Origin of the sequence: Rhodoferax lacus (assembly GCF_003415675.1) — a bacterium.
Classification (GTDB): domain Bacteria; phylum Pseudomonadota; class Gammaproteobacteria; order Burkholderiales; family Burkholderiaceae_C; genus Allorhodoferax; species Allorhodoferax lacus.
The window spans coordinates 20,435-35,343 of the sequence record NZ_QFZK01000022.1; the positions used below are offsets into that span (position 1 = coordinate 20,435).

Consider the following 14,909-nt stretch of genomic DNA (forward strand, 5'->3'; position numbering starts at 1 on the left):
TAGGGCAAGGCCTAGATCATATCGTCATATGGCGGACGTCTCCCCACTGCAGAGTAGTCCGCCACAGGCACTATTCCTTGCGAAAAACAGGGTCGCCAAGTAAAGCCTTGCGTCAAGATCGCGCCGGTGCCTATACTGAAAACTGAACGAGTCAGTGCACGCACAGTTTTCCACCAGGAGGTCTTATGGACGCTATTGGTAACTTTGTAGCCCGCTTCGCGCGCAGCCGCGAAGAGGAAATGAGCCTGGATGACTACCTGGCGGAGTGCAAGCGCAACCCCCTGGCCTACGCCACGGCGGCTGAGCGCATGCTCAAGGCCATTGGCGAGCCGCAAGTGCTCGATACCCGCAACGACCCGCGCCTGTCGCGCATCTTCGCCAACAAGCTGATCAAGATCTACCCCGCGTTTTCCGAATTCTTCGGCATGGAAGACGTGATCGAGCAGGTGGTGAGCTACTTCCGCCACGCCGCCCAAGGTCTGGAGGAGCGCAAGCAGATTCTGTATCTACTGGGTCCGGTGGGTGGGGGCAAAAGCTCGCTGGCCGAGCGGCTCAAATACCTGATGCAGCAGGTGCCGTTTTATGCCATCCAGGGCTCACCGGTGAACGAGAGCCCGCTGGGCCTGTTTGACGCCACCGAGGACGGGCCCATTCTGCGGGACAACTACGGCATTCCCACGCGCTACCTGCAGCGCATTTTGTCACCCTGGGCGGTGAAGCGCCTGGACGAATATGGCGGTGACATACGGCGCTTCCGGGTGGTCAAGCGTTACCCCAGCACCCTGAAGCAGATCGGTATTGCCAAGACCGAGCCGGGTGATGAAAACAACCAGGACATCTCCTCGCTGGTGGGCAAGGTGGACATCCGCAAGCTCGAAGGCTTTGCCCAGGATGACCCGGACGCTTACAGCTTCTCGGGTGGCCTGTGCCTGGCCAACCAGGGCCTGCTGGAATTTGTGGAGATGTTCAAGGCGCCCATCAAGGTGCTGCACCCGCTGCTCACGGCCACGCAGGAGGGCAACTTCAAAGGGACCGAGGGCTTTGGCGCCATACCGTTTGATGGCGTGGTGCTGGCCCACAGCAATGAGAGCGAGTGGAAGACCTTTCGCAACAACAAGCACAACGAGGCCTTTCTGGACCGCATCTACATCGTCAAGGTGCCCTACTGCCTGCGCGTGAGCGAAGAGGTGAAGATCTACGAAAAGCTGATCCGCGAATCATCGCTGGCCGAGGCCAAATGCGCGCCCGGCACCTTCAAGATGATGAGCCAGTTTGCCATCCTCACACGCCTGAAGGCCCCGGAGAATTCCAGCCTGTACAGCAAGATGGCGGTGTACGACGGCGAGAGCCTGAAGGACACCGACCCGCGCGCCAAGAGCTACCACGAGTACCGTGACGCCGCCGGGGTGGACGAAGGTATGACAGGCGTGTCCACGCGATTCGCCTTCAAGATCCTCTCCCGCGTGTTCAACTTTGACAGCAGCGAGGTGGCAGCCAACCCGGTGCACCTGATGTATGTGCTGGAGCAGCAGATCGAACGCGAGCAATACCCCGCCGAGCTGGAGCACAAATACACCGCCTTCATCAAGGAGCTGCTGGCGCCGCGCTATGCCGAGTTCATCGGCAAGGAAATCCAGACCGCCTACCTGGAGAGCTACAGCGAATACGGTCAGAATATTTTTGACCGCTATGTGACCTATGCCGACTACTGGATACAGGACAACGAATACCGCGACACCGACACTGGCGAGGTGTTTGACCGCGCCGCCCTGAACGCCGAGCTGGAGAAGATAGAAATTCCGGCGGGCATTTCCAACCCCAAGGATTTCCGCAACGAGATCGTCAACTTCGTGCTGCGTGCGCGCGCCAACAATGCGGGCAAGAACCCGGCCTGGACCAGCTACGAAAAGCTGCGCGTGGTGATCGAGAAAAAAATGTTCTCCAACACCGAAGAGCTGCTGCCGGTGATCAGCTTCAACGCCAAGGCCAGCGCGGACGATGCCAAAAAGCACGAGGACTTTGTCACCCGCATGGTGGCCAAGGGCTACACGCCCAAGCAGGTGCGCCTGCTGTGCGAGTGGTATTTGCGGGTGCGCAAGAGCTCCTGACGAGGCACCCACGGACAAGCCCATGGCGCTGCACATTGTGGACCGCCGACTGGCGGGAAAGAACAAGTCCATTGGCAACCGGGAGCGGTTTTTGCGCCGCTACAAGGAGCAGATCCGCGAGGCCGTGCGCGGCGCAGTAAACCAGCGCGGCATCCGCGATCTGGAACAGGGCGAGACCATCCAGATCCCCAAAAAAGACATCCACGAGCCGGTGTTCCAGCACGGGCCCGGCGGCGTGCGCGACCTGGTGCACCCCGGCAATGTGGACTACCAGCGCGGCGACCGCATTGCCCGCCCACCACCAAGTGGTGGCCGCGGCAGTGGCAACCAGGCCAGCGACAGCGGTGAAGGCGAGGACGACTTTGTCTTTACCCTGAGCCGCGAAGAATTCATGGACGTGTTTTTTGAAGACCTGGCCCTGCCCCACTTGGTGCGCAGCCAGATTGGCGAGACGCCAGAGTTCGAGAACCGGCGCGCCGGCCACAGCCGCGACGGCACGCCCAACAACCTGGACGTGGTGCGCTCCATGCGCGGCGCCCTGGGCCGCCGCCTGGCCATGGGCGCGGGGCTGCGCCGCGAACTGGCTGACAAGCGTGCCGAGCTGGCACGGCTGGAGGCCTGGGACGGCTCGGACGGCCACGCCCTGCGCCGCCTGGGGCTGGAGATCCGCGAGCTGCAAAGGCGCCTGAAGCGCATACCGTTTCTGGATCCGCTGGACCTGCGCTTTCGTGCGCGGGTGCAGACGCCGCTGCCGCACATCAAGGCGGTGATGTTCTGCCTGATGGATGTGTCGGGTTCCATGGACGAGGGGCGCAAGAGCCTGTCCAAGCAGTTCTTCATCCTGCTGTATCTGTTTCTGACCCGGCACTACGAAAAGATCGACATTGTTTTCATACGCCACCACTCACGCGCGCAGGAAGTGGACGAAGCCACCTTCTTCCACACCACCGAGACCGGCGGCACCGTGGTCAGCAGTGCGCTGGAACTGATGCACACCATCATCACCCAGCGCTACCCGGCAAACGAGTGGAACATCTATGGCGCGCAGGCCAGCGATGGCGACAACTTCAACAACGACAGTGTGCGCTGCCACGAATTCCTGGCCCACACCCTGCTGCCGCTGTGCCGCTACTACGCCTATGTGCAGGTGGCCGATGAAGAACAAAACCTGTGGCAGGAATACAGCCACCTGCAGGAGGCGCATGCAAACTTTGCCATGCAAAAGGCAACAGAAGCCGAGCAGATCTACCCGGTGCTGCGCGCGCTGTTCCAGAAGGAAGCGGAGAGCGCATGAGCAACACCCTGCCCGACCAGAGCGACTGGACCTTTGACACCCTGGAGCGCTACCACGAGGCCATCCGCATCGCCGCCGAGCGCCACGGCCTGGACACCTACCCCAACCAGCTGGAGATCATCAACGCCGAGCAGATGATGGACGCCTATGCCAGCGTGGGCATGCCGGTGAACTACCGGCACTGGAGCTACGGCAAGGAGTTCATCGCCACCGACAAGCGCTACCGGCGCGGCCACATGGGGCTGGCCTATGAGATCGTCATCAACTCCAACCCCTGCATCAGCTACCTGATGGAAGAAAACACCACCGCCATGCAGGCCCTGGTGATAGCCCACGCGGCCTACGGCCACAACAGCTTCTTCAAGGGCAACTACCTGTTTCGCATGTGGACCGATGCGGGCTCCATCATCGACTACCTGGTGTCGGCGCGCCGCTATGTGTCCGATTGCGAGGAACGCTATGGGCTGGACGCGGTGGAGACCCTGCTGGACTCCTGCCACGCGCTGGCCAACTTTGGTGTGGACCGCTACCGCCGCCCCAGCAAAAAGAGCCTGGCCGTGGAGCAAAGCGAGCGCAAGGCGCGCGAGGCCCATGCGCAGCAGCAGGTGTATGCGCTGTGGAGCACCCTGCCCCAGCGCGACAGCAAGGCCGATGGCGTGCCCGCACCCGAGCGCTTTCCGCCTGAGCCGCAAGAGAACCTGCTGTACTTCATCGAAAAAAACTCTCCGCTGCTGGAGCCCTGGCAGCGCGAGATCGTGCGCCTGGTGCGCAAGATTGCGCAGTACTTTTATCCCCAGCGCCAGACCCAGGTAATGAACGAAGGCTGGGCCGTGTTCTGGCACTACACCCTGCTCAACACCCTGTATGACGAAGGCCGCCTGAGCGACGGCCTGATGCTGGAATGGCTGAGCGTGCACAGCAATGTGCTGTACCAGCCGCCGCTGCGCAGCCGCGCCTACAGCGGCCTCAACCCCTACGCCCTGGGCTTTGCCCTGTACAGCGACATTCGCCGTATTTGCCAGAACCCCACGGATGAAGACCGGCGCTGGTTCCCCGACATGGCCGGTGCGCCCTGGCGCCCCGTGCTGGACCAGGCCATGCGCAACTACAAGGATGAGAGCTTCATAGGCCAGTACCTCAGCCCCCGCCTCATTCGCGACATGCGCCTGTTTGCCATCCACGACGATGAGAACGCCATCGACCTGGAGGTGAGCGCCATCCATGACGATGCGGGCTACCGGCAGCTGCGCCAGGCCCTGTCACAGCAATACGACCTGGGCACGCGCGAGCCCGATATCCAGGTCTGGAACGTCAACCTGCGCGGCGACCGCACCCTGGTGCTGCGCCACACCCAGCACAGCGCCCGACCCTTGGGTGACAGCACGCTGGAGGTGCTCAAGCACACGGCGCGGCTGTGGGGCTTTGGCGTGCGGCTGGAGAGTGTGGATGCCAGCGGCACGGTGGCCAAGGTGTGGAGTGTGGCGGCGCCCAGCGCCTAGTCGGCAAGCACCTTGAAATGCACGCGGCCCAGCGTGGACGCAATCAGACGCGCGTTGGGCTCATCGGTGTTTTGCACCCAGTCTTCTGCGGCCTGCTGTGTGCGGCCAAACTGCATGTGGCGCGCCACCAGGCGCTCATGTCGCAAGGCGGGGTCCACTTCCACGTACCAGATCTCGTCCAGGAGTGCTGCCACCTGGCTCCAGCCGCCCTGGTCCAGCGCCAGGTAGTTGCCCTCGGCAATCAACAGCCGGGCCTTTGCAAAGATGGGGATGGCTCCGGCAACGGGTTCCTCGATCTCGCGGCGGAACTCGGGGGCGTACACCGTCTCATCCGGGGCCTGCTGGCGCAGGCGCTTGAGCAGCGACACATAGCCATAGCTGTCAAAGGTATCGGGCGCACCTTTGCGTGCGGCGCGCCCCAGCCGGGCCAGCTCCACGTTGGCCAGGTGGTAGCCATCCATGGGCACGATTTGCGACTGCTCGGGGTACAGCGCCTGCAGCCGCAGCGACAGCGTGGACTTGCCAGCCCCCGGCGGGCCAATGATGCCCACAAGGGTCCGGACATCGCGCGCCATGAACGACTGCAGCCGCTGGCTGGCCTCGGCAAAGCTCAGGGTTTTCAATGTCTCGGGCTGTGTCATGGTGGGATTTATTCTTCAGATTGCGGGATTGGGGATTTTGCACTCAGCCGCTGCCATGCGACCCATCCAGCCGCCTGTCACGCTACCAGACTTCGAGCTTCAGGCGACGGCCCAGCTGCGCAAATGCCTTGTCGCGGCTGACCAGTGTTGCATCTGCCGCGACCGCGTGGGCGGCGATCATCATGTCGAAGTCACTCAGATTGATACCTTGGGCTTCCAATGCGCTGCATAGTGCTCCGTAACAGGTGGCAACCGGCGCATCCCATGGCAACACGTCCACGCGCAGCAGTACCTGGGTCAAGGTATGTCTCAAACGCACAGGGTCCCCCTTGCGGTGCATGCCGTACTCCAGCTCCGCCAATGTCACGCTGGACATCACAACCTGCCCAACGGGCAACCGGGTCAAACGCGACAGCAACTCGGCATCGCGCCCTTGCATGATGTGGCTGACCACATTGGTGTCGAGCATGTAGGGTTGGCTCATCCCTTCTGGCCCTCGAAGGGGTCCCGCCGCGAGCGGGTCTGGCGGCGCGGTATGAGCATGTCGTCATCCTTGTTCAGTGCCACCGCATCGAGCAGCCCTTGCCAATCACTTGGTTTGCGCGACAACACCACATCGCCCGTGGCAGGGTCCCTGCGGATAAAAACCTCGGCCACGTCAAAGCGGAACTCCAATGGCAAGCGCACCGCCTGGCTGCGGCCTGTGACAAATATTTTGGCTGTTTGGTTCATTGTGAATTCCTTCATACCAAATGATATGTCTCATGGTATGCATCAAAACCTCATCTGTCAATGCGCCATCGACAGCTGAAATTTAACGTCAGGCTTCAGGCCGCTTTAGCGAATGACCGGTGTGCTGTGGAGTGACTGTGAGGACTTGGAGCTGATGGGATCCTTCAAAACGGTGCCACAGGCCTTTGGGAACCATAAGCTCTCCTGCACATGCGAGATCACCCTCACCTTGCGGCCCGGGGATTGCAAGTTGTCCAACGCGTCCATGGCGATGCGCAGGGACACCCGCAGGCTGACCATCGAAAGCTCGCTCACCGGCCGGGAGGCCGGCATCATTGGCGCCATTGCCCTGGGCGCGGACAACACGCTGTCTACGCAGGGGCTCAGAGGATTCAGGAGCGGGGAGTGAGGCAAGGGAGCGGGCGCTGCGTCCGGCTACCGAGGCTTTTTTGCATGCAGACCGATTAGCTTTGCTACTATGCGAAGCAGTCCAGTCAATGTTGAGCCCCAATGCCCATAAACCGCAGACCCTCCGAGGTACTTCGCACACATCGGGAATTCATCCGAGATGTTGCGCTGCTTCACCGCACGGAAAACCTGCGCGTTTTTGGCTCAGTCTTGCGAGGTGAAGATACCGAAAGCAGTGACCTGGACCTGTTGGTGGACCCCTTGCCGGGCGCCACGCTGCTGGACCTTGGTGCCATACAGATCGAGCTGGAAGAAGCCCTGGGTATAGCCGTTGATGTGCTGACACCGGGCGACCTGCCGGAAAGATTCAGGGCGCAGGTTTTGAGCGAGGCCGTTCCGGTGTGAACGCTCAGCAAAGACGGCTTCGCTACGAAGATTACACACGGCACATTCTGGATGCCGCCAGTCAAGTGCGCACCTACCTCGCGGGTGTCAGCAAAAAAGAGTTCCTCCTGGACCGAAAAACACAGGATGCAGTCATCCTGAAATTGCTGGTGATCGGCGAGGCAGCAGCGCAAATTCTGGATGAACACGGAGCAGTCGCGCAGACGCAGCCCGATATTCCGTGGCACCAGATGAAGGGTATGCGCAACCGAATGGTTCACGGCTACTTCGAGACCAACCTGGATCTGGTGTGGGAGACGGTGCAGGTCTTTCTTCCAGACCTTGAACGCAAGCTGCAGCGAACACAATAGTGAGACGGGCTCGCCAACGAGTTTTGAAAATTTCAAGACGCACGAGCCCCTTTCTGCCAATCACCCCACCACCACCCGGCTCAATCCCCCCGCCTGGCGCTGCACCTGCACCCGTGTGCCAATGCGCTCGGTCATCTCCTGCACATGCGAGATCACGCCCACCTTGCGGCCCAGGGATTGCAGGTTGTCCAGGGCGTCCATGGCAATGCGCAGGGAGTCGGCGTCCAGGCTGCCAAAGCCTTCGTCGATGAACAGCGACTCCACGCGCACGCGGTGTGAGGACAGCGACGCCAATCCGAGCGCCATGGCCAGCGAGACCAGAAACGATTCGCCGCCCGAGAGCGAGTGCACCGAGCGCACTTCATCACCCATGTCGCGGTCCACCACCAGCAGGCCCAGGCTGCCTTCTATGCGCTTGAGCTGGTAGCGCGTGCTCAGGGCCTGCAGGTGGCTGTTGCCGTAGCCCAGCAGGATGTCCAATGTGAGCTGCTGGGCAAAGTTGCGGAACTTCTTGCCATCTGCCGAGCCTATGAGCTCGCCGAGTTGCGACCAGACCTTTGCTGCGGCGGTCTGCAGGGCTATCTGTCCACGCAGTGCGCCTGATGCGGCTAGGCGTTCGTCGTCGCGGGCTAGGTCCAGCTTCAGGGCCGATAGCGTTTCGGCGAGGGTTGTGATGTTGGTGTTGAGCTGGTGCAGCTGCTCTTGCAAGGCCTGTTCGCTGTCCTGCGTGGCGCGGGTTGCCTCGTGCGCAGCCAATGACTGCCTGCGTGTCTCCAATACGGCATGCGCCTTGGTGACTGCGCTCTGCAGGGCTTGCAGGGCCTGGCGCTCTTGCGTTATCCACGCTGGCTCCGCGGCCAGCAGGGTTTGCAGTGCGTCTGTGCCCAGCGTATGGCCTTGCTGCGGGCTGTCGGGCTCGGCCTGTGTCCGGTTGTTGAAGTCGCGCAGCCATTCACCCAGCTTGCGCTCTGCCGCGGCGTGCGCGCTATGTTCCTGTGCGAGTTGCAACGTGGCCAAACGCAGGGATTCGTTCAGGCGCGTGACGCCGGCTTGCACGGTTTGCAGTGCCGTTTGCGATTCATTCAACTGGCTCTTGGCCTGGTTGATGGAGCTACTCAAGCTGGCTTCCACCACCGACACCGCCCGGCCCTGCAGCAGACTGGCGCGCTCCGTTTGATAGCCCTGCAAGGTGGTTTGGACTGTCTGGCACCGGTCCATCTGCATTTGCAGTTGCTGCGTGGCCTGGTCGCAGGCACTGGCTGCCGCCTGTGTCTGAATCTGCAGCTCGGCCATGCGCTGCGTAAGAAGTGTTTGGCCTTGCTGTTGCTGTGCCCAAGCCTGGGCATTGGCTTGGCATTGCGCCACAAATGCCTCTGGCGCGGCACTCCAACGCTCGCGCCAACTGGTATCAGCAAAGGCGGCATCCAGTTGGGTCAGGGTGCTGTCCAGTTGCTGGGCCAGCTCAGCCAGCTTGTGCTGCGTGCTGTCCTGGGCTTGGGTGGTCTGGCTGGCGCTGGAGCTCAGGCGGGTCACAGCATCCCGGGCTTGTGCCAAGGCGGTGTTGGCGGTGTTGAGAGCCCGTTGTGCCGCGTCCTTGTGCTGGAGGTTCCGGCGGTGCGCTGCCTCTTGCGCGCTGAGGTCAGCCAGTGCCTTGCGGGCCAGGTCCTGGCGCTCTTGCAGCCACGCGTTGCGCGCATTCACGGGAATGGCGTCCACCTCGGACTGCAGGGCCAGTGCGGTCCACTCCTGCACCAGTGCGGCGTGCTGGGCGGCAAGCTGCTCCAGCTCGCGGGCGCATTGCACCAGGGCCTGGGTGGCGCTGGACTGGTTGGCGGTAGCCACGGCGTGCTGCTGCTGCACGGCCGTGAGTGCAAGCCGGGCTTGGGCCACATGGTCTTGCAGGCCGTGCAACACGGCATTGAGCGCAGGGTTGTGGTCCGTATAGGGGTGGTCGAGCGCGCCGCAGACCGGGCACGGCTGCTCGGGCTGCAGTTGCGTGCGCAGAGTTTCAGCGCCCTTGCTGGCGGCCAGTTGGGACAGTTGCAGCGCCTGCTCGGCAGAGTGCTGCGCGCTAGCCAGCAGGGGCTGGCTATGGGCGCACTCCTGCAGCGTGCGTTCGCTGTCAGCCAGGGTGTTGGTGTGCGCCTTCTGCTGTTCTTGCAGACGGAGGCGCTGGGCGCGCACATCGCTGCGCTTTTGCCACAAGAGTGCGGCGGCCTGCAGGTGATCGCGCTGTTCTTCGAGTGACTGCTTGTCTTGGGCTAGGGCGTCGGCATCGCCTGCGGCGCAGGCCTGAATCTGGATAGCCAGATGCTGTTCAGCGGTGTTGGCGAAGGCTGTGGCTTGCTGCAGAGTGGTGTGCGCGGTCTCCAACTGCTGCTGGGCGGCGGCAGCTTGGAACTCCAACGCACGGGCCTCGGCCTGGCTAGCTCCTTGGCCAACCAACACGGTTTGCGCGTTGGCAAACAGGGTCTCCCAACGCGGCCAGCCCTCCTGCAGGGCGCGCAGGGGCGCGTGGCTTTCTAACCAACCAACAGTGCTTTGCAGGTCCGCTTGGGTCTGGGTGCTTTGCTCTGCCAGGGCCGCTTGGCGCTGGGCCTCTGCATCCCTGTGGGCCTGGGCTTCGGTTTGCGCAAGTAACGCCGCCTGCACCTGCGGTGTGACAGCCAGGATGCTGGCGTCGAGCGCGCGGGCCTGGTCGATGGCGGGCTGTTGCTCGGCTTTGGCGGCATCGGCCTGCCGGGCCTCTTCACGCGCGGCATCGAAGGCGCTCTGGCAATTTAGTGAGCTCTCCTGTGCTTGGGCCTGCAGGGCCGCAGCGTCGGCCTGCGCCTGCGTGGCGGCCGCAGCAGAAAGGGTCAGGCGCTGCAGTTCGGCCCACAGGGGGCGTGCGCTCTGCACCTGCTCCAGTTGGGCCAAGTGCGCATGGCGGGGCGCGGCTGCCTGTAGCTCGGTGATGGCGGCTGCGTGCTCGGTGCTGGCTTGCTGCAGCGCGTGCTGGTGTTGGGCTTGCTGTTGGAACCAGCGTTGGTGGCCTTCGACGTCTGCCTTTTGCGATGCCAACAAGGTGGCGGCAACGCCCTGGGTTTGCAGTGTGGCGTCCTTCTCGGCGCGGGCCTCTGCCTCCATCGGCAGCTGGTCTTTCAAGCGGCTGTGCAGTTGCGCCAGCACCTCGTTCTCAGTCTTCATGCGGGCATAGGCCTGGCGCGAGATGGCAGAAAAAGTCTCGGTGCCGGTGAGGGTTTGCAGGAGCTCGGCGCGCTCGTCGTCGGGGGCTTTGAGAAAGGTGGCAAAGTCGTTTTGCGCCAGCAGCACGGCGCGGGTGAACTGCTCAAACGACAGGCCTATGCAGGCCTCGATCAGGCGCAGGGTTTCGGTCTTGGTGTGGTCGCCCAGACGCTGACCGTCCACGATGCGCTGCAAGGTGATCTCGCTGGCTTGCAGCTTGCCATCAGACTTTGCGCGGGCGCGCCGGGCGCTCCAGCGGGCGCGGTAGGCCACGCCGTCGTTGCCCACAAAGTCCACTTCGGCAAAGCCTTCGCTGGCGCCCCGGCGCAGCAGGGTGCGCGGGTCCGAGGGCGAGACATCGTGTTCTCCCACATCGGGGATGCTCTCGCCCTTGGCTGTCGCCTTGGCCAAGCGTGGTGTGCGCTCGTACAGGGCCAGGCAAAGGGCGTCTAGCAAAGTGCTTTTGCCCGAGCCCGTGGTGCCGGTGATGGCATACAGCCCGGCGCTGGCCAGGGGTTCGCGCTCAAAGTCGACCACGAATTCGGCGGCCAGCGAGGCCAGATTTTTGCCGCGAATGGCGAGGATCTTCATGGCCGGGCTCCTGCGTCCAAAGCGTCCACAGGGGCGTTGAGAAGCTCGGTGAAGGCGGCCATGAGGTCATCGGGCGGTGCCTCATCGAACTTGTGCTGGTAGAGGCGCTCGAAGTAATCAGCGGGCTGAAGGCGGCTGAGTTCATCGATGCTCACGACCGGTGCCGCGCTCTCGGTGCCTTTGCGCGCCGAGCTGGTTTCAATGCGCACCAGGCGCACTGGCTTGCCCGTCAGAGCTTCTTCCACCTGCAGGCGCAGGCCCGGCTCGGGCTGGCTGAGCTGCACGCGCACCTGCAGATAAGGCCACTGCTCCTGCGGCGCGTCCGTCAGACCGTCTGCAAATTCAAGGGCTTGCAGTGCCTGCAAGACCTCCTCCAGCGGTGCGGCCTGTTTGGGCACGCGCAGCATATCCACGCTGCGCGGAATCAGCAGCGCGCGGGTGCTGGCAACGGCCTCACCATCCAGTTCCGCGATTACCACTTGGTGCTGGTAGTCCACTTCCGAAAACGACATGGGCAAGGGGCTGCCGCAGTAGCGGCGCGTGGCATCTCCCCCCACCTGTTGCGCCAGGTGCAAATGGCCCAAGGCCACATAGGCAATGCCGGGGGCAAACACCTTGGCCGACAAGGCCTCGGCCCCGCCGATGACGATGTTCCGCTCCGACTCCACCGACACCTGGCCCCCGCTGATGTGGCAATGGCCCAGCGCGATGATGGCTTGGCCCGGACTGCGCAGCTCCAGCGCGTAGGCATAGGCCTGGGCATAGATGGCCTCTACGCCCGCCCTGTAGGCGTCTGCCGCGCCCTCCACACGGGGTACATCGCCGGGGCGCAGAAAAGGCATGGCAATGCACCAGGCGGCCACAGCGCCGGTTTTGCTTTTGAGCGGCACCACGATGCGGCTGAAGTCCGCGCCCGGCTCTGCATCGGCGCCCGCGCCCGCACGATTGCGGCCGGTGTGCCCCACCACATAGGCCTCCAGCAGCGCGAGAAACGGTGCCGGTGCTTCCATACGGCCGGGCGAATCGTGGTTGCCCGCCGTCATGACGATGCCCAACTGGGGCACGCGGCGGCGCGCCTCGGTCAGGAACTGGTAGAGCTGGTTCTGAGAGGCAGAAGACGGGTTGGTGTTGTCAAACACATCGCCCGCAATCAGCAGCGCATCCACCTGCTCGGCCACCAGCGTATCGAGCAGCCAGGCCAGAAACTGCGCGTGCTCATAGCTGCGGTCAAATTGGTTGAGGCTCTGGCCCAGGTGCCAGTCAGAGGTGTGCAAAAGTTTCATCGCTGCATTGTGGCCGCAGCGCGGCGCAGGGCGTGCGCTCGGGCGGGCTGGGGAAACAGCCAACAGATGCGCCGGGATAGGAGGGGTGTGGGGTCGTGTGGTGAGCCTGGGTTGGCTCTAGCCTGTAGAAGCGGTTGAATGGTTCCCGCCTGTGGCAATTTTAAATTACCAATTAAATCGAATCACAAAGACTGTGCCGACCCGCCAATTTGCAAGCGATTTACCTGTGCCAAATCTCTCTTGGCAGGCGAAATTATCGAATCAAGAATCGAATCAAAATACCCCTTGCTGGCGTCGAAATTTCCCACGCCAGCTGCGCTTTTGATCAAGCCCCCAAGCCACCACTGCGAATCACTTTCGCATCCACCGCGCGCCACAGCACGTCCAGTTGTGGCAGCACCAGGGTCAAACGGGTCTTGGCGCGGGTGACGCCGGTGTAGAGCAGCTCGCGCGTGAGCACGGCCACGGGCTTGTCGGGCAGCACCAGGCACACATGCGCAAACTCCGAGCCCTGGGACTTGTGCACCGTCATGGCAAACACGCTTTCCACAGCGTCCAGGCGGGACGGCAGCACCCAGTGCACGCCCCCCTGCCCGTCCGGGAAGGCCACGCGCAGGCCCTTGGCGTGGGGCAGGCACAGGCCCACGTCGCCGTTCATCAGCGACAGGTTGTAGTCGTTGCGCGTGACCATGACGGGGCGCCCCGCATACCAGCCCTGGTCCTGAAAACCCAGGGCAGCGGCGATGCGGCGGTTCAGCGACTCCACTCCCCAAGGCCCTTCGCGCACGGCGCACAGCACCTGGAAACTGGCAAAGGCTTGCAGCACGCTCAGGGCTTGGGCATCGGTGCAGGGCTGGTCGTTCAGGTCCTGCAACTTTTCCAGCCAGCCATGCCAGCCGTGTTGCAGCAGCGTTGTAAGTGTGGGGTCTTGCGGGCGCTGCGGCTGTATGCGGTCCACTACCGCAGCGGGGTCCGCCTGCCACTCTGGCGCGGTGCGCCACAGCGCGCGCACGGTGGCTTTGTCTCCGGCGTTGACGGCCTTGGCCCAGATGCCAATGCCGCTGTCATCCCGGAAGCGGCGGCTGAAGCGCAGCATCACGGTTTGTTGGGCCAGGGCGGCGCCCATTACGGTGGGACGTACTCCCTGACCCTGACCTTCGTTGCCGTTGTGGTGCGCGTTGGCGGCGGGCGCCCCATCCGACCAGGCTTGCACATCCACACCAGCAACTTTTTGCAGCCAATCCGCCGTGCTCTGGCTGTAGTGGCCAGCGTCCGAGCCCTCGCAGAGCTGCGCCATCACGGCACCGGCTTCCACCGAGGCCAGCTGGTCCTTGTCGCCCAGAAGGATCAGGCTGGCGGTGAGGGGCACAGCCGCCAGCAGGCGGGCCATCATTTCCAGATCGATCATGGAGGCCTCATCGACGATGACCAAGTCCACTGCCAACTCGGGCGTGGGCTGGTCCGCGAGGTCGGGGCGGATGTGCAGCAACTTGTGCAGGGTGACTGCCGGGGCCACATGGGCCGGGCGCAGCGCCTCGGGCAGTTGGGCGATGGCCGAGGCAATGGATTCGCTCAGGCGCGCTGCGGCCTTGCCGGTGGGCGCGGCCAGGGCCACACGCAAATTGCTGCTGGCTGCCGATTGCAGCAGCGCCAACAGGCGCACCACAGTGGTGGTCTTGCCGGTGCCGGGGCCGCCGGTGATCAGGGTGAGCTTGTTGCGTGCCGCCAGGGCGCAGGCCACCTTTTGCCAATCAGGCACAGGCGGTGCATTGGAAGCAGTGTTCGCAAGGCCATCTGGCATGGGAAACAACTGCTCCAGCAGCTCCTTCAACTTCTCTGGCAATGCACAGGGCTGCTGCAGTCGGGCCTGGATGGCGGCGCGGATACTTTGCTCAGCCAGCCAGTTGCGACGCAGGTACAGGCGAGTGCCCTCCAGCACCAGCGGGCTGGTATCGCCCTCGGTCCAGGGCAGCGTGGCGGCGGCTGCGGTCAGGCCTGTGGGCAGCAGGGATTGCAGACGCGCATCCCAACCGAGCACGGCCACGCCCTGCTCCAGCAGCTGCAGGTCCAGGCAGGCGTGTCCGCGTCCGAACTGGTGGCTGGTGAGAGCGGCCAGCATGGTGTGGCGCGCGTCCAGGCTGGGCTGCGAGTCCTGCAGGTACTTGGCGAAGGCCTGGTCCAGGCCGGTAAGAGGCAACTGCAATGGCGCATCGTCCTTGGAGGACGCTGCAAACGTCGGCTCGGACTGCTCTGGTTGGCCGCGCCGTGCGGCTGGACTTTCTTGTGGCTGCACGTCTTGCTCTTGCTCTTGCAGATCACCTTCAGCAAACAGCAGGGGAAGTTGCTGTGTCTCCACAGGAGCCCCTTTGG

12 protein-coding genes are annotated in these 14,909 nt (G+C 63.3%); 6 read left to right on the plus strand and 6 right to left on the minus strand.

Going from position 1 to position 14,909, the window contains the following annotated elements; translation table 11 throughout:
• Positions 1 to 185 precede the first annotated feature (185 nt).
• From DIC66_RS20020 to DIC66_RS20030, 3 genes are read left to right on the plus strand one after another with little or no spacing between them, the layout of a single operon-like run.
• A complete protein-coding gene (locus DIC66_RS20020) occupies positions 186 to 2,108 on the plus strand; it encodes a PrkA family serine protein kinase (protein WP_117179951.1) in 1,923 nt (640 codons plus the stop codon).
• 22 nt (positions 2,109 to 2,130) lie between these two features.
• Positions 2,131 to 3,402, plus strand: coding sequence for a YeaH/YhbH family protein (locus tag DIC66_RS20025; protein WP_117179952.1), 1,272 nt, complete (start codon positions 2,131 to 2,133; stop codon positions 3,400 to 3,402).
• Complete coding sequence (locus tag DIC66_RS20030) at positions 3,399 to 4,901, plus strand: SpoVR family protein (RefSeq protein WP_117179953.1); 1,503 nt, start codon at positions 3,399 to 3,401, stop codon at positions 4,899 to 4,901. The genes DIC66_RS20025 and DIC66_RS20030 overlap by 4 nt, the downstream gene beginning before the upstream one ends.
• Here DIC66_RS20030 and DIC66_RS20035 read toward each other — a convergent pair.
• From DIC66_RS20035 to DIC66_RS20045, 3 genes are all read right to left on the minus strand, one after another.
• Entirely contained in the window at positions 4,898 to 5,542 is a 645-nt protein-coding gene (locus DIC66_RS20035) for a nucleoside/nucleotide kinase family protein (RefSeq protein ID WP_117179954.1), read from the minus strand. The genes DIC66_RS20030 and DIC66_RS20035 overlap by 4 nt on opposite strands.
• Positions 5,543 to 5,624: 82 nt before the next feature.
• Complete coding sequence (locus DIC66_RS20040) at positions 5,625 to 6,011, minus strand: type II toxin-antitoxin system VapC family toxin (protein WP_233506024.1); 387 nt, start codon at positions 6,009 to 6,011, stop codon at positions 5,625 to 5,627.
• A gap of 11 nt (positions 6,012 to 6,022) precedes the next feature.
• Entirely contained in the window at positions 6,023 to 6,274 is a 252-nt protein-coding gene (locus tag DIC66_RS20045) for an antitoxin (protein WP_117179972.1), read from the minus strand.
• A gap of 154 nt (positions 6,275 to 6,428) precedes the next feature.
• Between DIC66_RS20045 and DIC66_RS20050 the strand changes: the two genes are divergently transcribed.
• From DIC66_RS20050 to DIC66_RS20060, 3 genes are all read left to right on the plus strand, one after another.
• The gene (locus DIC66_RS20050) at positions 6,429 to 6,683 is read left to right on the plus strand and encodes a hypothetical protein (RefSeq protein WP_147321366.1); all 255 of its coding nucleotides are present in this window, start codon (positions 6,429 to 6,431) and stop codon (positions 6,681 to 6,683) included.
• Between the two features lie 101 nt (positions 6,684 to 6,784).
• The gene (locus tag DIC66_RS20055; protein ID WP_117179957.1) at positions 6,785 to 7,087 is read left to right on the plus strand and encodes a nucleotidyltransferase family protein; all 303 of its coding nucleotides are present in this window, start codon (positions 6,785 to 6,787) and stop codon (positions 7,085 to 7,087) included.
• Entirely contained in the window at positions 7,084 to 7,437 is a 354-nt protein-coding gene (locus DIC66_RS20060) for a HepT-like ribonuclease domain-containing protein (RefSeq protein ID WP_117179958.1), read from the plus strand. The genes DIC66_RS20055 and DIC66_RS20060 overlap by 4 nt, the downstream gene beginning before the upstream one ends.
• Positions 7,438 to 7,497: 60 nt before the next feature.
• Here DIC66_RS20060 and DIC66_RS20065 read toward each other — a convergent pair whose 3' ends face one another.
• The 3 genes from DIC66_RS20065 to recD form a co-directional block, all read right to left on the minus strand.
• Positions 7,498 to 11,256: an AAA family ATPase gene (locus DIC66_RS20065; protein WP_117179959.1), complete on the minus strand. Its 3,759-nt coding sequence runs from the start codon at positions 11,254 to 11,256 to the stop codon at positions 7,498 to 7,500.
• On the minus strand, positions 11,253 to 12,539 hold the full coding sequence (locus DIC66_RS20070; RefSeq protein WP_117179960.1) for an exonuclease SbcCD subunit D: 1,287 nt from the start codon (positions 12,537 to 12,539) through the stop codon (positions 11,253 to 11,255). The genes DIC66_RS20065 and DIC66_RS20070 overlap by 4 nt, the downstream gene beginning before the upstream one ends.
• Before the next feature lie 325 nt (positions 12,540 to 12,864).
• Positions 12,865 to 14,832, minus strand: coding sequence for an exodeoxyribonuclease V subunit alpha (recD, locus tag DIC66_RS20075; RefSeq protein ID WP_158558962.1), 1,968 nt, complete (start codon positions 14,830 to 14,832; stop codon positions 12,865 to 12,867).
• Positions 14,833 to 14,909 lie beyond the last annotated feature (77 nt).